The organism is Eggerthella sp. 1_3_56FAA, from assembly GCF_000185625.1.
GTDB classification, from domain to species: Bacteria; Actinomycetota; Coriobacteriia; order Coriobacteriales; family Eggerthellaceae; genus Eggerthella; species Eggerthella lenta.
The window spans coordinates 487,091-504,521 of sequence record NZ_GL622581.1 but is presented as its reverse complement, the minus strand read 5'-3'; the positions used below and the strand labels follow the sequence as shown (position 1 = coordinate 504,521).

At 59.7% G+C, this 17,431-nt stretch carries 15 protein-coding genes and 1 tRNA gene; 13 read left to right on the top strand and 3 right to left on the bottom strand.

Translation table 11 applies throughout. The features are described 5' to 3' along the window. Positions 1-457: 457 nt before the first annotated feature. Positions 458-643, bottom strand: coding sequence for a hypothetical protein (locus HMPREF1023_RS12450; RefSeq protein ID WP_009306719.1), 186 nt, complete (start codon positions 641-643; stop codon positions 458-460). 244 nt (positions 644-887) lie between these two features. Here HMPREF1023_RS12450 and HMPREF1023_RS12445 point away from each other — a divergent pair, with 244 nt between their 5' ends. Then, positions 888-1,232 (top strand): Veg family protein, encoded by a 345-nt coding sequence (locus HMPREF1023_RS12445; RefSeq protein ID WP_009306718.1) that lies wholly within the window; start codon positions 888-890, stop codon positions 1,230-1,232. A gap of 152 nt (positions 1,233-1,384) precedes the next feature. Further along, complete coding sequence (locus tag HMPREF1023_RS12440) at positions 1,385-2,797, top strand: helix-turn-helix transcriptional regulator (RefSeq protein ID WP_009306717.1); 1,413 nt, start codon at positions 1,385-1,387, stop codon at positions 2,795-2,797. Here HMPREF1023_RS12440 and HMPREF1023_RS12435 read toward each other — a convergent pair. Beyond that, positions 2,794-3,774, bottom strand: a complete 981-nt coding sequence (locus HMPREF1023_RS12435) for an FAD:protein FMN transferase (RefSeq protein WP_009306716.1) — start codon at positions 3,772-3,774, stop codon at positions 2,794-2,796. The two genes, HMPREF1023_RS12440 and HMPREF1023_RS12435, sit on opposite strands and share 4 nt — an antisense overlap. A gap of 226 nt (positions 3,775-4,000) precedes the next feature. Between HMPREF1023_RS12435 and HMPREF1023_RS12430 the strand changes: the two genes are divergently transcribed. Continuing rightward, complete coding sequence (locus HMPREF1023_RS12430) at positions 4,001-5,896, top strand: flavocytochrome c (protein WP_009306715.1); 1,896 nt, start codon at positions 4,001-4,003, stop codon at positions 5,894-5,896. 91 nt (positions 5,897-5,987) lie between these two features. On the opposite strand, the gene HMPREF1023_RS12425 is transcribed toward HMPREF1023_RS12430, so the two are convergent. Next, complete coding sequence (locus HMPREF1023_RS12425; protein ID WP_009306714.1) at positions 5,988-6,176, bottom strand: hypothetical protein; 189 nt, start codon at positions 6,174-6,176, stop codon at positions 5,988-5,990. Between the two features lie 440 nt (positions 6,177-6,616). Here HMPREF1023_RS12425 and HMPREF1023_RS12420 point away from each other — a divergent pair, with 440 nt between their 5' ends. From HMPREF1023_RS12420 to HMPREF1023_RS12370, 10 genes are all read left to right on the top strand, one after another. After that, complete coding sequence (locus HMPREF1023_RS12420) at positions 6,617-7,864, top strand: radical SAM protein (protein WP_009306713.1); 1,248 nt, start codon at positions 6,617-6,619, stop codon at positions 7,862-7,864. A gap of 205 nt (positions 7,865-8,069) precedes the next feature. Next, the gene (locus HMPREF1023_RS12415; protein WP_035577753.1) at positions 8,070-8,615 is read left to right on the top strand and encodes a hypothetical protein; all 546 of its coding nucleotides are present in this window, start codon (positions 8,070-8,072) and stop codon (positions 8,613-8,615) included. An 11-nt stretch (positions 8,616-8,626) separates the two neighbouring features. After that, positions 8,627-8,875, top strand: a complete 249-nt coding sequence (locus HMPREF1023_RS12410) for a helix-turn-helix transcriptional regulator (RefSeq protein ID WP_009306712.1) — start codon at positions 8,627-8,629, stop codon at positions 8,873-8,875. A gap of 101 nt (positions 8,876-8,976) precedes the next feature. Continuing rightward, a tRNA-Ala gene (locus HMPREF1023_RS12405) sits at positions 8,977-9,052 on the top strand. Positions 9,053-9,399: 347 nt separating this feature from the next. After that, a complete protein-coding gene (locus HMPREF1023_RS12400) occupies positions 9,400-10,071 on the top strand; it encodes a DUF3800 domain-containing protein (RefSeq protein WP_009609458.1) in 672 nt (223 codons plus the stop codon). 279 nt (positions 10,072-10,350) lie between these two features. Continuing rightward, a complete protein-coding gene (locus tag HMPREF1023_RS12390) occupies positions 10,351-11,883 on the top strand; it encodes an ATP-binding protein (protein ID WP_009306710.1) in 1,533 nt (510 codons plus the stop codon). Positions 11,884-12,392: 509 nt separating this feature from the next. Beyond that, on the top strand, positions 12,393-13,262 hold the full coding sequence (locus HMPREF1023_RS12385) for a hypothetical protein (protein WP_009306709.1): 870 nt from the start codon (positions 12,393-12,395) through the stop codon (positions 13,260-13,262). A 160-nt stretch (positions 13,263-13,422) separates the two neighbouring features. Next, the gene (locus HMPREF1023_RS12380; protein ID WP_009306708.1) at positions 13,423-14,166 is read left to right on the top strand and encodes an ABC transporter ATP-binding protein; all 744 of its coding nucleotides are present in this window, start codon (positions 13,423-13,425) and stop codon (positions 14,164-14,166) included. Further along, positions 14,163-15,488 (top strand): FtsX-like permease family protein, encoded by a 1,326-nt coding sequence (locus HMPREF1023_RS12375; RefSeq protein WP_009306707.1) that lies wholly within the window; start codon positions 14,163-14,165, stop codon positions 15,486-15,488. Before HMPREF1023_RS12380 ends, HMPREF1023_RS12375 begins: the two co-directional genes overlap by 4 nt. A 485-nt stretch (positions 15,489-15,973) precedes the next feature. Beyond that, complete coding sequence (locus tag HMPREF1023_RS12370; RefSeq protein ID WP_009306706.1) at positions 15,974-17,311, top strand: ammonia-forming cytochrome c nitrite reductase subunit c552; 1,338 nt, start codon at positions 15,974-15,976, stop codon at positions 17,309-17,311. Positions 17,312-17,431: the final 120 nt, after the last annotated feature.

Below are 17,431 nucleotides of genomic sequence, written 5' to 3'. Positions count from 1 at the left end.
CGCTTGCCGCCGAGCAGCTTGCGCCCCCCCCTCGCGTCGTAAATCCGTGGGCGATGTGCAGCAAAAACGAGGTTTTGGCAGCGCGAGCCACCTCGCCGGCGCATCGAGCGAAACGCGACCTGGGGTTTCTTCGTCGCGCTGCCCGCAAAAGAGCTTCCCGCGACGGCCGAATGAGGTTCCGACTGCCAAAACCTCGATTTTGCTGCACATCGCCGTGCGTCCGCTGTTAAACCAATATTGACATGCGCCGCCGTGCGCCGCCTCCTCCGTCGGGGAGCCGGCGATCGAGCGGGACGGGCGCCCGGCCGACGGCCGAAGAGGGCTTCCGGGCCGCCGGCGAGTCCTCGCGGACGGCCCGGCTCGGCTATGTCAATATTGGTTTAACAGCGGAACCGTGCGAATCGGTGCACCCGTGGACCGAACGGGGCGGTGCGCCTTCGCGAGTCTCGGTCGCGGGCTAGGCGTCCTTCAGCGCTTTGGCGCGCACGGCCTTGCCTTTGCTGCACTTGGGCTTCGCAAGCGGGCAGTGCTTCTTGCAGCAGGGGCACACGCGTCCGTCGAGCACCGATGCCGTCTTTTTCGCTTCCGCCTTCTTCTTGTCCGGTTTCTTCTTCTTGTCTTTCTTGTCTTTCTTCGAGCTCACGTGGATCCTTTCGCACTATGTTCGCGGCCATTCTAGCATGTGCGTCCGTGAGGAGCTCGAAGCCTCCGCGGACGGCAGCGCTCGCACGGCACCCGCTTCCACGGGGGTTTCACGTGACGAGGCGCGAGGTTTGAATTGTTATGGACTTGGGGACAATCCGTGCAGATTCTGTAGAGTATTGACTCAGGTGGTATAATTTGAGGCTGTCATTTCTGCACACTGGCATACGCGAGAAAGAGTGAGCATGGATTTAGCGAAACAAGCCAAAATCGTCGACTCCATTCATGATACGTTACACGACTTCGTAGGTCAACGCCTGAAAGTTCGGGCCAATATGGGTCGGTCGAAAATCGTCGAGAGCGAAGGCGTTCTCATGCAGGTGCACCCGCAGCTGTTCATCCTCGAGGTGGATCGCAAGCGCGGCCGCACCTCCCGCCAGTCCTACCAGTACGTCGACGTGCTGACGGGCATGGTGGAGCTGTCCCAGAACGGCGAGCCGCTGTTCGAGCCCTTCGTGCCCGAGTCGGCCGACGGTGCGCCCGCCGCGGATCTTATGGACGAGCAGGAAGAGGAGAAGGTCCTGTCCTAACGGCTCAGGGCTGGTTTCGGCAAACCGACGGGTGTCGCAAGCGCGGCACCCGTTTTGCGTTTCCGGCCTTGTTTCTTCTGTCGTGCAGCGAGGTCAGCGTATAGAATAGCGGGGTGGAAAGCGAGTCGGGGATCGACGCAAGAGGAGGGGCCGTGGCGCAAGATCGGGCAAAGGAAGGCGTGCGCTTGCCGTACGTGCTGCGGCATTTCGACGTGTCGTACCTGGGCATCTGCGCACCGCATGTTTGGATATACTGCGTGGCGCACCGCGCGGGGCTCGACTTCGGCGGCGTGGTTATCGGCATCCCGCTGTACATCGCGCTGTCGGCGTTCATGCTGGCGGTGATGCTGCTGGCCTGGAAGGGCAAGGCGCAGCGCGTGGCGCCCAAGCTGGATTGGCCGCTGGCCGCGTTGCAGGCGGCTGCGACCCTGCTGCTGGTGGTGCCGTTGCCCCTGACGGGGGCCGCCAGCGCCACGGCGGCCGCGGTGGCGGCGGGCATCGGCGTGGCATGGTTGTACTTGCAATGGGCGCCGTTCTACGCGAAGCTCGACGTTCGCGAGGCCATCGCGTGCATCTTCTGCGCCATGGCCGTGGGCTCCGCGCTCAAGGTGCCCATCGATCTGCTGCCGCCCGTTCCGGCGGCCGTCGTGCTCATGGCGCTGCCGTTCGTCTCGGCCGCGCTGGCGCGCCGCGCGCAACGCAGGCAGCCGTCGACACAGCGCGAGCCGCGGATGTTCTACGACCAGAACCCCACGTCCATCCCGTGGAAGATCCTGTTCGGCGTAGCGGCGTACAGCCTGATCATCGGCGTGATCCAGGGCATGCCCATCCAGGCCGACTACACGCCGTTCTGGATGATGACGTCCGCGCACCACGGGGCCGAGATCGCGGTGGCGCTGTGCGTGCTGTGGTGGGTGTTCGCGAAGGGCGGCCTGCTGCGCTTTTCCAGCCTGTGGCGCGCGATCCTGCTGTTCACGGCCACGGGGCTGTTCTTCCTGCCCGTCATCGGCTCGGCATGGGCGGGCTGGGCGCTCGTGCTCATCTCCATCGCGCAGACGCTCGTGGTCATGCTGTTCTGGACGATGCTGGCCGACGTGGCGCATCATTCGCGCACGTCGCCTTACGTCATCTTCGGCTCGGGCTGGATCGCCTACTCGCTGCCGTTCGCGTTGGGCGAGCTGGCGGGCAAAGCGGAAGGGCTGCACGGCGCGGGATCTGCGGTGCTGCTGGCGTTGGCCTACCTGCTGACCATCGCCGCGGTGTTCGCGCTCAACGAGGCGAACTTCTCGCAGCGCCGCATCTTCGCCGATTTGGAGGGCCCCGCGCCCGAACGTTCGATGTTCGCGAGCATCGACGAGGGCTGCGAGCGCTTGGGGTCCCAGCGGGGCCTCACCGCGCGCGAAGTGGAGGTGCTGCAGCTGTTGTGCAAGGGTCGCTCGAAAAGCTACATTGCAGAAAGCCTGTTCATCAGCGAGAACACCGTGCGCTCCCACTCGAAGCACATCTACGCCAAGCTCGACGTCCATTCGAAGCAGGATATCCTGGACCTGATCGCGCGGGGCTAGGCGATCCCTGCCACCTTGCCGTCCCTGTCCACGAAATACGCGCCTAGGATCGCATCGCGCTCGCGGGCGAACGCGATGCCGCGTTCGATCCCCAACGCCAGCAGGGTGGTCGAGTAGCCCTCCGCATCGATCGAATGGCGCGCCACCACGGTGGCTCCCGCGGCGTCCGTCTCGACGGGGAAGCCCGTCTTCGGGTCGAGGATGTGGTGGTAGAACACGCCATCTCGCTCGAAGCAGCGCTCGTACACGCCGCTGGTCACGGCCGAGGCGTCGCGCACGGTCACAGCGCCCACGATGGAGCTCTTGTCGCGTGGATCCTGCAATCCTACGCGCCATGGGCTGCCGTCCGGCTTCTGCCCGTGCGCCATCACGTTGCCGCCCAGGTTCACCACGAACGAGTCCAACCCGTGCTCGGCCAGCAGCGCGGAAAGCCGGTCGGCGATCCATCCCTTCGCGATGCCGCCCACATCCACGGCCGCCTGCGGGTCGGCCAGCTGCGCCCAGGACCCGCCGGCCTCTCCGGCCTCGCTTACGCGCAGCGCGCGCCAATCCACGTGCGCCAGCGCGCGCTCCACGTCGGCGCGCTCGGGCACCGTGCCCTCGTGGAAGTTCCACAGCCGCACCGCCGAGCCCACGGTGACGTCGAACAGGCCCTCGCTGTCGGCGCAGTACCCGATGGCCGCGCGCAGCAGCTCGGCCGTGTCGTCGTGGACGGCCACGCGCTTGCCTGCAGCCGCGTTCAGCCGCGAGATGTCGGAGTGCGGCAGCGTGCGCGAAAGCCGCCGCTCGAACGCGCGACTCGCGCCGCGGGCCGCGTCGAACGCGGGGGCGCACTGCGCGGCATCGGCGTAGGCTTGCAGGATGATGATCGTGTTGAACGCGTAGAACTGGTGCGTCATCATGCCCGCGTCGTTGGGCCCGTGCGTTTCGTGCACGTCTTCCAGCGGGATGGGGTCGTATGCGTCGCGATATTCCATGCCGCACAGTATATCACCCGGTTCGTGTCATGGCACAACCTGCGAAAACACCCCGTCCGTGTACTGTTGCGCCACCCGTTTGCGCCGCATCATGAACCCATCGCGATCGACCGGCGGGCATTCCCTCCCTGATCTTCCCGCTCGTCAGCCGATCGCGATCCGGCAGCGGCTCAGCGAAGGGTCGCGCCGCGACGGTGAGGGAAGCAGACACAACCAAGGAGGAGCCATGATCCAGAACCCGAACGAAATCGCCGCCCGCCAGCGTATGGAAGAAGCCATGAGTCGCATCGAGGCGAACGTGCGCGCGCGCCTGCAGATGAACCGTCGCCAGTTCATCTGCGGCAGCGCCGCTACCATGGCGCTGGCCATGCTCGGCCTGGCCGGATGCTCGCCGAAGGCCGACGCGAACGGCAACGCGGGCGCTCAGGCTTACAAGGCGGGCACGTACGAGGCCAGCGCCGAGGGCCGCAACGGCGCCGTCAACGTGAAGGTCACGTTCACCGACGACGCCATCGACGCCATCGATGTCGAGCACGAGGAAAGCCGCAACATCGGCGACGCTGCCATCGATATCCTCAAGGACAAGTATCTCCAGTCGCAAAGCCTCAACTTCGACACCGTCACGGGCGCTTCGCTGTCGTCCATGGCCTTCGCCACGGCCGTAGCCGAGTGCGTCGACCAGGCGGGCGGCGACGTGAAGGCCCTCAAGAAGGCCGACACGGGCATCGAGCCCGCGGCCGCCATCGACGAGGACTGCGACGTGTGCGTCGTGGGTTCCGGCGGCGCGGCGTTCGCGGCGGCCGTCACCGCGGCGGAGGCCGGCAAGACGGTGGTCATGCTGGAGAAGATGGACATCTACGGCGGCAACACGAACGCCGGCGAGGGCACGCTCAACGCGCCCGACCCCGAGCGTCAGCAGCCCCTCGGCATCGAGGACTCTCCCGACCTGTTCTACCAGCAGACGTTCGAAGGCGGCGACGAGCTGGGCGATCCTGCGCTCGTGCGCATCCTGGCCGACAACGCGCTGGACGCTGTGCACTGGATGGAGGACCACGGCCTGGTGTACGAGAAGGAACCGTTCACGGCCATCGGCGGCCTATGGCAGCGCGGTCACGCCGTCGAGGTGGAGAAGAAGGGCGAGCAGGGCGGCAGCTACTACGTGTCGTGCCTGAAGGACAGCGCCGACAAGACCGGCAAGGTCACGCTGTACACCGACGCGAAGGTCGAACAGCTTGTCGAGGAGGACGGCAAGGTGACGGGCGTCGCCGGAACCCGTCCTTCGAGCGGTGCTTCCGTTGCCGTGCGCGCGAAGTCCGTGGTGCTGGCCACGGGCGGCTACTCCCGCAACGCCGAGCTGGCCATGGAGTACGACAAGCGCGTGACGAAGGACATGCCCTCGTCGAATGTGTGCTCGTCTACCGGCGACGGCTTGGGATTGGGCGAAGGCGTGGGCGCGGGCCTGCGCAACATGGAGCTGGTGCAGATCCACCCGCTGGGCGATCCCCAGAACGGCGGCGTGGCCACGTTCGTGGGCAACTGGCTGGGCGTCGAGGACTACGTGATGGTCAACGACGAGGGCAAGCGCTTCATTCGCGAGGACGAGCGCCGCGACACCATCGCCGACGCCATTCTGGAACAGCCCAACGACGAGATGTGGCTGCTCGTGGACTCCACCGACATCGCGGCCGACCGCGCCGACCAGATCGCCGAGCTGGTGGAGAAGGGCCACAGCTTCAAGGCCGACGACATCGAAGATCTGGCGAACCAGATCGGCGTCCCGGCTGATGCGCTGGCCGAGACGGTGGAGGGCTACAACGCCTGCGTGAAGGCCGGCGTCGACACGCAGATCGCCCCAGGCAAGGAGCTGCTGGGCACCGAGCTGTCCGATCCCGCGTATTACGCCTCCAAGCGCATCCCCACCATCCACTACACCATGGGCGGCTTGTGCATCACCACCGACGCGCAGGTGTGCACCGAGGCGGGCGAACCCATCCCCAACCTGTTCGCGTGCGGCGAAGTCACCGGCGGCGTCCAGGGCGGCAACCGTCTGGGCGGCAACTCGTTCACCGACCTCATCGTGTTCGGCCGCATCGCCGGAGCCTCGGCGGTGGCGAACGCCTAAGCGGCGGCGTTTCGACTACGCCCTGCGTTTCGCGTCTGCGGTCAAGAAGGTCGGCGTCCGTGCAAGGGCGTCGGCCTTCTCCCGTTCGGCGCTACTTTCCCGAGGCGGCGCGCGAGAGCTTCAGCCGAGCCAGCTCCGATTGCTCCGCAACGGCGCGAAGCGCCTCGTCGCGGATGTAGGCGGAATCGTCTACGGTAGAGGTTCCGCAAAGAAGCGTAGTCAAAGCTTTGGAGATGTCGATGAGGCGCTTGTTCAGTTCACGATCTGCGGGAGTGTTCATCAGCGTCATCCCTTTCAAGTCCGGTGGTTCGCTCGTGGTATCATCTAGTGCGATCGTTGAAGATCGCGTTTATGCGCGCAATGGCATGAGAGGCTTCCATTGCGTCCGGCGGTCACGATATGCTCCGATCGGCTGATATTCATGACGGCGGCTCTTTTCCGATGATCGTGGCTCTGCAGTAATCTTAACGTCAGACAATTTATCATAAAACATTAAATCTGTGATGGTGGCTTCGCCGTTTTGTTCCGACTGAATGCCCAGATGGACTGCAAAATTCCTAATTGTAATCATCGGATTACGCAACTTGTCGCACCGGTATTTCAGAAGCCCCCTAGCAGCAAGGTTTCATTGAATGCTAGTATGCTTTTGTAAGCGTGGAGAGACGGTTTTGCGCCATGTTTGTCCGGGATGCATCGATCGTACGACGAGGGGCTGGGTGTATGAGGTTTACCGAAGAGGTAGTTCTGTTCGACTTCGCGGGAATCCCGATGGTGGGCTGCCTCGGTACCGGATATGCGATCGGTTTGACCGAGCAGGGCGCTGCGGTTTGCGCGCGCATGCTCGAGGAGGATGTTCCCGAGGACGATGTGACCGCGGTGGATCCGGCGTTGCTGGAACATCTTGCGCGCGGCGGCTTCTTCCAGCGGGTCGTTGCCGAGCCGCGCGTGCTTTCGGCGTACCTGCACGTCACGCAGCGCTGCAACCTCGCATGTGCGGGCTGCTACTCGCTGGACGAGCATCGCAACCGTCTGGCCGACGCGCCTTTGGCCGACATGAAGCGCGCGGTGGAAGGGCTTGCCGCCGCCGGATTGTCGCAGCTGATCATCTCGGGCGGCGAGCCGTTATTGCGCGAGGATCTTCCCGACATCGTGGAGCATGCGAAGCGCGCCTGCGGCATCGCGTCGGTCACCGTGCTGTCGAACGGCACGCGCATGACCGAGGAAGCGCTTGAGCGGCTGGCGCCGAACGTCGATTGCGTGTCGGTGTCGTTCGACGGCTGTTCGGCTGCTGCGCCGGCGTACATCAGGAGCGAGCAGCGCTTCGACGAGCTGGTGGAAGCCGTGCGCATGGTGCAGCGTGCGGGCATCCCGGCGCACATCATTCCCACGGTGCATGCGAAGAACGTGGACGACCTGGCCTCGTACGTGCAGCTGTCGCGCGATTTGGGCGCGTCGCTGAACTTCAGCCTGCTCACCTGCGAGCCTGACGACGAGGTGTTGGGAGGCCTGCTGCCCGGCGCGGACGAGCTGCGCATGCTGGGTCGCGCGCTGCTGACGCTTGACAACGGCAAGCCCCTTCCCGCGATGGATGCGCCTGTAGGAGTGAACCTCACGGTGAAGCGCAACTGCGGCGCCGGCTGCAAGTCGCTCAGCGTGGACGCCGACGGCACCATCTACCCGTGCCACATGCTGCATCGCCCGGAGCTTGCCATGGGCAACGCGTTCACGGGCGCCGTGCTCGACGCGCTGCAGACGGATGTGTCTCGCACGTTCCAAACCCTCGACGCCGAAAAGTTCGAGGACTGCGGAGCGTGCCGGTATCTGCGAATCTGCGGGGGAGGCTGCCGAGCCCGCTCGCTGTTCGAATCGGGCAACCTGGAGTCGAAGGACTCCTACTGCCTGATGACCCAGGAATTCTACGACGTCCTGGGAAAAGCCATGTCAGAATCGCTACAACAAAGGAGGTGAAAGAATGCTGTTCTATAGCGAAGTGGATACGTATGCAAACTGTCCTGTTCTTGGCTTTGGGGGCATCTGCATTGCTCCTGGTTTTTAGAATGCTTTCGATTATCGAAAAGGGTCTCTTTCTTGAAACGGGATCCTTTTGCTATTTCGATATCCGAATACCCTAATGCTATGATTCTCTATTCAAAGAGATTTTCGAGGAGGATATATGCAATGTGAGGACAAGGTCGAAACGGAACACTCGCTTGCAAAGGTGCATAAGGTATGTCGGTTGATAGGGATCATTGTCAAAATCATTTTTGTAGTCTTCTGTGTTTGTTGGCTTTCAACCGTTCTATTAATGATTTATTCGCTAATTAATCCTAGCGAATTGGGAGCTGCTGAGGGTGTGAGCGTTCCTCGAATCGCGTTGTACTTCGTACATGGTTTTGCGGTAGCGCTAATCTTTGTTGTGTTTATTGGCATATTCGTTGATGCGGTGAAAGGTCAATCTCCTTTTGTAATGAAGCAAGTGAAAAGACTTCGGCTGATCGCAGGTCTCTTAGCTATTTATGCCATTGTCGATGTTGTCATTTCTGGGCATATTGGATTAGTCCAATATGCAGGATTAAATTCTGGATACGTGTCTACCGGCGGCAATGAGATCATACCTATTAACTTAGCGCCAATTATCGGAGCATCCGTTGCGTTTGCATTCTCTTTTGTGTTCCAGTATGGCGTCCTTTTGCAAGAACTTTCGGACGATACGATATAGGTGCGTATTCGATGCCAATCGTTCTTCATCTCGACGAGGTCATGGCGGATCGGCATATCTCGCTGAACGAGCTTGCTGACAAGGTGGGAATCACCAACGTCAATCTCTCGCGCATCAAGACCGGCAAAGTCAGGGCGGTTCGCTTCAGCACGCTCGACATGTTGTGCGAGGTGCTCAAATGCCAGCCGGGAGATATCCTCAAACACGTTTCCGCTGACGAGGCGAACGCCATGTTCATCGACGAGAATGCCGAGCTGTAGGCCCCGTTCGTGTGCATTTTGCAGATCGTCTGCAATTGCCATTTGACAAATGCCTCCAAGACAGGCAGAATATTGCCCCGCGCGATAAGCGCACTACCCGTGGGGATGTAGCTCAGCTGGGAGAGCATCACGTTCGCAACGTGGGGGTCGTGGGTTCGAATCCCATCATCTCCACCACGGAAATCTGATCGGGGCGAGGCCAACGGCTTCGCCCCGATTTGCATATTCGGTGCTCCGTGAAGTTGCTCATTTCGATTCTGCATGCTATAAACTGTTTGGTCGCATCTTATGGGGCTTCCAAGTGCCGGGGGATGTCCCCCGGCAACTCTATTAGCCCATTGGGGCGTGGCGATTGCGGATAATCGAATTGTGAAGGTAGGCTGACGGAATCGGCATGCCTCCTTACACAGCTTGTTGGAGCGCTCTGGTTTTGATAAAATGTATACTAGTTGGACTGGCTGAAAGGCCCGGGTCCACCCAGCGGCGGGGGAAGTCCCCCGCCATTTCTATTCCTAAGGGGTTTCGTGTCCGAGCTGAGCATTTTCATTGACGAATCGGGCGACTTCGGAAGTAATTCCGAGAACTATTTGCTGACCCTTGTATTTCACGACCAGTCGAATTGCATTGATGCCGAGATCCAAGCGTTAGCTCATCGTGTACAGGAACTAGGATTGCCTTCGGATCGCGCACTTCATGCCGGGCCTATCGTCCGCAAGGAAGACGAGTATCGCAGTGTTCCCTTGTCCACAAGAAGAGCTGCTTTGAGCCGACTGTATGCTTTTACGCGTCGAACCGGAGTATCTTACATAACGATTTCCGTTCGGAAGAAAGAATGCCCCGATAGGATTAGGTTGAAAGCACGACTCGCAAGAGAGCTTGCAGGTTTCTTCCGCGACAACATGGCTTACTTCCTTAGCTTCGACAAGGTGACCGTCTACTACGACAACGGTCAATCGCCTATAACCGAGCTCGTAGGGACGGTATGCGGATCGGTGTTCTTCGAGGTCGACTACCGCAAGGTAGTTCCTTCCGACTATCGTCTTTTCCAGTCGGCAGACCTCCTCTGCACGCTCGAACTCGTTAGGATCAAAGCTGATCGACGCGGTCTTTCCCATTCAGAAGAAATATTTTTTGAAAGCACAAGAAAGCTTAAGAAGAATTATTTAGACAAGCTCGAAAAAATAAGATTTCGATAGCCGTCAAAGGATGCATCGCTATTTTAAATGCATAACGATTGCGATCACGTGCGTGCCTCTTGGCGAGATGGTGCATTCGCGATGCTGCAGTCGAAGACTCGGATCCTTTTCCACTGTGGAGACCTAGGTGGGGTTGAGACCACCGACTTCGACTCCGGTTTCTTTGGTAGCTTGCAGAGCGAAACGTGGCTTTACTTTGTTGGCTAAGGTGTTGTCGCTTCGATTCGATATAGGTAAAGTGGTTAGGTGATTTATGGAGCTTATATCGCAAGGGGCGCTATGCAATTACCGGCAAATTTATACATCCTTACCAGGCCGAACAATAAATGTATGCCCTCAACTTTCTCTCGTTTTGAGCGACTGCTCTCAAAACGAGAGGAGATAGTGGAGTTTTCGGATCACGAAATAGCTTCGCTCGATGCATTCGTTTCGCTTATCTCCGAGCATCCGCGTTTTTCGATTGGGCTGCTGGATGGTTTTGTGTTCTCCTATTCGATACCGCACATAGGAAAAGAGTTCGATCTCTTAATGATCTCGAGTGACAGTATTGTTAACATCGAGCTTAAGTCCAAAAGAGTGAGCGATGATAAAAAGTGTGCTCAGCTAGCAAGAAACAATTATTACCTTAGTTTTATAGAGGGCAAGAAGATAGAGTTATTTACTTTTACGGCCGAGAGTGGAGATTTAGAGAAATATTCGAATGGGTCAATAGTTTCCTGTGAAATGGATGTATTGATAGAAACCTTGCTTCTTGCTAGAGATAGGTTTTCTGGAGACTACGATGAGATATTCCGCGAAAAGAAATATCTTGTTTCGCCAGTTAACGACGTTTCCCGCTTTATGTCGGGAGGATATTTTCTGACCCAGCAGCAGCAAGAGATTAAAAATGAAATTCTCCGGAAAAATTCTGAAGGGGCTTTACGAGGGGCGGCATACAAAATCACTGGAACGGCAGGAACCGGTAAAACCTTGCTTCTATACGATTTAGCAAAATCGCTTGTAGGAGAGTTGCCGTCGTGCGTCATTCATTGCGGCCAACTTAGCGAAGGGCATCGCTTGCTTAATTCTTCGCAGAGTTCATTTTCGGTAGTTCCTGCAAAAGGTTGCGAGAAAATCGCGCTAGAAGACTACGGAGCGATATTCATTGATGAATGTCATCGCCTACGGCTTCACCAATTCAATGAGGTTGTAAGAAGGATAAAAGAGACCGAATTGCCTTGCTTCTTCTTTCTTGACTCAAATCAGACAATGCAAGCTTCGGAAATCCGTAATGAGATTTCTAGCAAGATTATCGAGACTATGCCAAACGCAATTTGCAAGGAACTGTCAAAAAAGATTAGAACAAACAAGGAGATAGCAGCTTTTGTGAGACGTTTGTTCTCGCTAAAATCTGAAAGCAACCAAATACGTTTCGAGAACATCGAAGTATTGTATGCGGGCGAGATCCTCGAAGCGGGAAAAATTATTGAAAGCTACAAAGCCAACGGATATCAATATATCTATTACACGCCTTCACAGTACAAAAAATGGAATTCTGATATTTGGGTTCACATTTCAGAAGGATACAGTACTCATGATGTCATCGGGCAAGAATTCGATAGGGTAATAATACCTATGGATAAGAACTTCTTCTTTGAAAATGGAAAGCTAAAGTCATACGCTCATCCGTATAGAGAATATATCCTTCCCAAAATGCTTTTTCAGGGCCTTACTAGAACAAGGGAGCGGTTGGCGATTCTGGTATATGACAACCCGCCCCTTTTCGAAGAATTGCTTAGCATTGCGATGAACCCTGCGGCGGTTGACGAATAGTTATTCATGATTTGCTTAACGCTCAGCATATCTCGTGTTTTCTTGGACGCAAGACATACGACGGACACATCACCATTTTATCTTCTAAATCAATTGTGATCGTTTACGGATGAGCTGGGAGCCCAAGTGGTACGTATACGATCACAACTGATATGAACCGCTTGGCACGGTTGGGTAGGGCGTTGCACTTGCAATGGGAGGGTCGTGGGTTCTAATCTTCTCATCTCTACCTCCGAACCTTGATCGAGAAGGCTGATAGTCCCCGATTTTCATGTTGCGCTATACTTCTCTCTGACCTGCGATTCGATACCGGAAGTTGTCACGCTGTCCGCGAAAAAGAAGCCAGAAGTTGGTTGAGTGCGGGCTGAGGCGCCCGCATCATGGGGGCATCGACCGCACGAATGAAGGATGGACCTATGAGCTTTCGCGACAACATGCAGCACTTGCGCGCTACGCGCAACATGACGCAGGAGCAGCTTGCCATGCTGTTGGGCGTCAGCCGGTAATCGGTGTCGAAATGGGAGGCCGAGCGCGCGTATCCCGAGATGGACAAGCTGCTGAAAATGTGCGCTTTGTTCGAATGCACGCTCGACGAGCTGGTGACGGGCGACTTGACCGGCCGTCCGGCCAACGGGGTCGCCAGCATTCCACCGGGAAAGTCCCAGCAGGACGTGACCGGGTACGATCAAGCCATGCGCGTTTTCGCGTGGAAGCTTCCGCTGGGCATCGCCGTCATCTTCGCGAGCGCGGCATTGGCCCTCATCCTGTCGGATCCTAGGCTCATGCCGATAGCCGAAGTGAGGAGCTTCGCATCCGCGCTCGTGTTCGTCGGCGTGGCCGTCGGTCTCGCGCTCATCCTCCCTGCATCGTTCGCGCGCGGCGCATTCCGCAAGGCGCACCCCTTCGTCGACGACTTCTACACGGCCGACCAGAAAAGCAAAGCGCGCACCGCTCTGTCGACAGGGCTCGTCGCGGGCATCGGCCTGCTCATGGCGGGGCTGGCCGCGACTATCGTGCTGCAAGCGGACGTGTGGCTCGCAAGCGCGACGTTCTTGGCGTTCGCTGCAGTCGGCGTGTTCGTTATCGTGCGGAGCGCGTTGTTGGGGGCGCGCTGCAATCTGGCGCGCTACAACCGCGTATCGCTCGGCGGCATGAGCGAGGAGCAGATCGAGGCTATGGGCGACGACGGCCTTGCCGAGCGCGCCCGCCGTGCCAAGCGCGAACGCGGCACCTACGCAGCCGTTATGCTTGCGGCGACGGCGGTCGGCCTGGTGTTGATGTTCACGCCGGCGAGCAGGCTGTTCCTGCTGGCATGGCCGGTCGGCGGCCTCGCGTGCCTTGCGATCAAGGCGTTCCGTTCCGCGCGAAGCGACGGTTAGGCGTTACGCGAGGTTCTTCGAAGGAAAGGCTGCGCATCGAAGCGTGTCAAATCGCACGTCCCTTTGACACATCTGACACACCTTTAGCAACTAACAGGTTCGACCAGGGCGAAGCTCGCCCCTGGCACGCCATTCCCAAAATCGGTTCAAAGGAGAGCATATGAGCACGACGATCGTCGCACGTGAGGTGAAGAAATCGTTCAGCATCGGGCGCGGAAGCAAGCGTCGGGTCGCCGACGTGCTGCGCGGCGTCAGTTTACGCGTCGAGTCCGGCGAGATGGTGGGCATCGTGGGGCCCAGCGGATCGGGGAAGTCGACGCTGCTGTACTGCCTGTCCGGATTGGAGGCGGCCGACTCGGGCTCCATCCAGATGATGGGCACGCAGATGGTGCATGCGGGCCGCAACGCGCTGTCCAGAACGCGCCGCGACCACGTGGGCTTCATCTTCCAATCGTACAACCTCATCCCGTCGCTGAGCGCGGGGGAGAACGTTTCGCTGCCCGCGCGCCTGGCGGGTCGCCCGATCACGAAGGCGCAGACGAGCGCGGTGCTGAAAAGCGTAGGCCTCGACGGCAGGGGAAAGAGCCGCCCAGGCGACCTGTCCGGCGGCGAGCAGCAGCGCGTGGCCATCGCCCGAGCGCTTGCGGGCGGCGCGGACGTGATCTTCGCGGACGAACCCACGGGCGCGTTGGATTCCCAGAACGGCCGCGCGGTGCTGGGCATGCTGCGGCGCATCGCCGACGATCCGAAACGTTCGGTGGTGATGGTGACGCACGATTTGGAAGCCGCGTCCATGGCGGATCGCATCCTGGTGCTGCGGGACGGACGGGTTGCTCAAGAGCTAGGGCGCTCGACGCCCGCTCGGATCCTTGCAGCGTTGGAAGACGCGGAGGTGCCGGCATGATGCGCTTAGTGTTCTCGGATCTGCGCGATCACGCCGCCACGTGGATCGGCGCGTTCCTCGTGGCCGTGGGCTGCGGCTACATCGGCGGTTGGGCGGTGTCGATCGAAGCTTCTGCTGAAACGTTCGACGTCTTGCGCAGCGTCGGTTCCGTCGTGATCGCGTTCTCGTCGGTTGCGGCGGTGGCCGTGCTGGCGTTGACGGCCAACCTTACCGTGGACACGCAACGGCGCTCCTATGCTCTATGGCAGTTGGCGAACATGAAGCCAAGGCTCGTGAGCGCGGTGGTGCTCGTACAGTTGGTAGTTGTTGCGGTGCTGGGCGCCATGTGCGGCACATTGCTGACGACCATAACGTTCTCTCCTCTGTTCCCGTGGGTATTCGGCGCGCGAGTGGAGTACGCGCAGGCAGTTCCTCGGGTGGGTGCAGCGTCGATGCCTTTTGTGTGGCTCGCGGTGGCGGGCACGTTCTTGTGCGGAGGGCTGAAGGGCGCCCGCAGCGCGGGGAGGACGTCGCCCCTGGCTGTCTTGCGCGAGTCGAAACCGAGGCGCGCGGGAATGACGTGGATGCGCGTCCTGCTGTTTGCAGGGTTGGCAATCGGCGCTTGGCAGGTTGCCGCCATCATGATCGGCTCCGTACCCGGGGTGGTCATGAACTGGTCGCTATACCTGCCCATTTTGACGACGGCGGGAATCGCCGCCATCGGCCCGCTTGCGTTCGCGGCGATTTTGAAGGCGTGGACGTCCGTCGTTCCGCAGTCGCGCTGGAATGCGTGGTACGTGGCGCGGCACACCGCTCGTTTCGGCCTGAGCGCCAGCACCTCGGTCGAGACGCCCATCATGGTCGGCTTCGGCTTGGTGGCGGGCATCTACTCCGTCATGAGCATATGGGCGGATTATTCAGGGCAGCACGGCATGACCTTCACCGGCCTCGATTGGACTGCTGCCATCCTCATGATGGGCGGCCCCGTCCTCCTGTGCGCCATCGGGGCGGCGGTCAGCGTGGTCATGACGTCGAAATCGCGCACCCGCGACGTGGCCCTGCTCATCGCCGGCGGCGCGCGGCCGCGCACGCTGCTGGCCGCGGCCGCGTGCGAGGCCTTCATCCATGCCGTCACGGCAACGCTGGCGGGCATGGCGGCCGTGGCCGTCTCCAACGCCGTCACCGCGTGCGCCGTGGGCATGCCGCTGTTCGACGGGCTGGCTTTCGGCGAGGGCTTGGCCGTCTCGCTCGCGGGCTTCGTCCTCGTCCTCGCCGCGACGCTCGTGCCCACGCTCGCCGCTCTTCGCAAAGAGCCTGCAACCGTCCTCGCGATGGGGGAGTGAGTCGCGGGACGTTTCAGGATTGGCCTTCGGCGGCCGCTTCGGCAGGCTCGCGACGGAATCGGCGCAACAGCGGAAGGGGCAGGGTGGCAGAGAATGCACGCTATGCATGATTTGCGGGCGCTTTCCGCTGTGATCGATGAAAGAAACCCCAGGTCGTCAAAAAAGGCGATAAAGAAAATCGTGCATAGCGTTAAATCTCTTCCATGCGGGAGGCGACCCGCTGCTGATCCGGCTTCGGCAGCGGGCCGTTCGAGCCCCTCCTGGCTTGCGGCCTGCTTGGGTCGGCGGCTGCTGCGGGAAGTTGGCAAGCCGCGCCAATGTGGCCGCAGGTGCTTCTTTACCATTCTGACCTGCGAATAGTTAACTAGGGTTTTTCCCTAATGGGGTGGTGGGAATCCCCGAATACCCTCGTTTCTCGTGCATTCCGTCAATAAAAGTTGTATATTTTGTGAAGGAGAGATCGTCAGTCGAAGGGAGGAGATTGTATGGTTAAGACCAAGAGGAACAAACTCGCTGTCTGGACCGCCTCCGTCTGCGCATTCGGTATGGTCATGGGGCTGGTTGCATGTGCGCCCCAGGCTACCGAAGACGCTACGGAGCAGAAGGCAGATGAGAACAAAACGGTGCAGCAGGTGGAAACGCCTGAGCCCGATAAGTACGGCGTCGTCACCGCCGAGTCGTGGAAGGACGCGTATCCGGACCAGTACGCTTCGTACATGGAGAACAAGTCCAACGCGCCTCTTCAGGATGGCGGCGACAAGCACAATTATCTGGAGCTGTACCCGGCTCTGAACACCATGTACAAGGGTTACGCGTTCGCGCTCGGCTATGACGAGGCGGCCAGCCATCTGTACACGCTGCAGAGCGTGAAGGAAACTCCGCGCACCACGCAGAAAGAGCAGCTCGCCGGCTGCATCACCTGCAAGACCCCGCAGTTCACCGCCATGGTGAACGATGAGGGAGAAGGCGTGTACAAGGAGAAGTTCAACGACTTGATCGGCGAGTTCACCGAGCCGGTCAGCTGCTACAACTGCCACGAGAACGATCCTCAGTCGCTCAAGGTGACCGGTTCGTACTTCGTGAAGGCGCTGGGCAACGACGCGGGCGAGGGCAGCAAGGCCCCGATGAACTCCCAGGTGTGCGGCCAGTGCCACAACGAGTACTACTTCGATGGCGAGACCAAGGCCACGACGAACCCCTACACGGGCCTCGATCAGATGACCCCGGACGCCATCCTGGCTTACTACGACGAGCGCAACTTCAAAGATTGGAACCACGCTGACACGTTCGCTCCGATGATCAAGGTTCAGCATCCCGAGTTCGAGACCATGCACGGCGGCGAGCAGTCCCCGATGGCCAAGGCCGGCTACGGCTGCTCCGACTGCCACATGGCTCCCGCTGAGGGCGCGAACGGCGAGTACACGTCGCATAACTGGGTGAGCCCGCTCGAGAACAAGCAGCTCATCGAGAACGACTGCAGCAAGTGCCACGACGACCTGGAGAAGAAGGTCAAGGACATCCAGGCCAGCGAGGAAGAGCGCGTGACCGCGATCAGCGAGAAGATCGAGGACATGACCAACAAGATCGCTGCGAAGTACGCTGACGAGATCGCCGCCATGAAGGCTGCGAACGAGGCAAAGACCGATATCCCGGCTGCGTCCGAGGAGCTTGCCAAGCTGCAGAAGCTTCAGCGCAACGCGCAGTTCTACTGGGATTTCGTGATGGTTGAAAACAGCGAGGGAGCGCACAATTCCAAGCTGACCAACGAGACGCTCGACAAGGCCGAGGCTGCTGCCGACGAAGCCCTGGCGATGCTCGCTTAGCCGACAACGACGTTCTCTCCAACGTCTTTAGAGGGGTGGGGAAAGGAAGCCTGGCTTCCTTTCCCCGTCTTAGGACCCCTCGACCGGCTTGATGCATTGTTTTTGCCGAAAAAGGGCCGA

Excerpts from the sequence above, each read along its gene's own strand:
- HMPREF1023_RS12445 (WP_009306718.1), top strand. The coding sequence starts at position 888 with ATGGATTTAGCGAAACAAGCCAAAATCGTCGACTCCATTCATGATACG.
- HMPREF1023_RS12435 (WP_009306716.1), bottom strand. The coding sequence starts at position 3,774 with ATGGAATATCGCGACGCATACGACCCCATCCCGCTGGAAGACGTGCAC.
- HMPREF1023_RS12430 (WP_009306715.1), top strand. The coding sequence starts at position 4,001 with ATGATCCAGAACCCGAACGAAATCGCCGCCCGCCAGCGTATGGAAGAA.
- HMPREF1023_RS12425 (WP_009306714.1), bottom strand. The coding sequence starts at position 6,176 with ATGAACACTCCCGCAGATCGTGAACTGAACAAGCGCCTCATCGACATC.
- HMPREF1023_RS12420 (WP_009306713.1), top strand. The coding sequence starts at position 6,617 with ATGAGGTTTACCGAAGAGGTAGTTCTGTTCGACTTCGCGGGAATCCCG.
- HMPREF1023_RS12415 (WP_035577753.1), top strand. The coding sequence starts at position 8,070 with ATGCAATGTGAGGACAAGGTCGAAACGGAACACTCGCTTGCAAAGGTG.
- HMPREF1023_RS12410 (WP_009306712.1), top strand. The coding sequence starts at position 8,627 with ATGCCAATCGTTCTTCATCTCGACGAGGTCATGGCGGATCGGCATATC.
- HMPREF1023_RS12390 (WP_009306710.1), top strand. The coding sequence starts at position 10,351 with ATGCAATTACCGGCAAATTTATACATCCTTACCAGGCCGAACAATAAA.
- HMPREF1023_RS12380 (WP_009306708.1), top strand. The coding sequence starts at position 13,423 with ATGAGCACGACGATCGTCGCACGTGAGGTGAAGAAATCGTTCAGCATC.
- HMPREF1023_RS12375 (WP_009306707.1), top strand. The coding sequence starts at position 14,163 with ATGATGCGCTTAGTGTTCTCGGATCTGCGCGATCACGCCGCCACGTGG.
- HMPREF1023_RS12370 (WP_009306706.1), top strand. The coding sequence starts at position 15,974 with ATGGTTAAGACCAAGAGGAACAAACTCGCTGTCTGGACCGCCTCCGTC.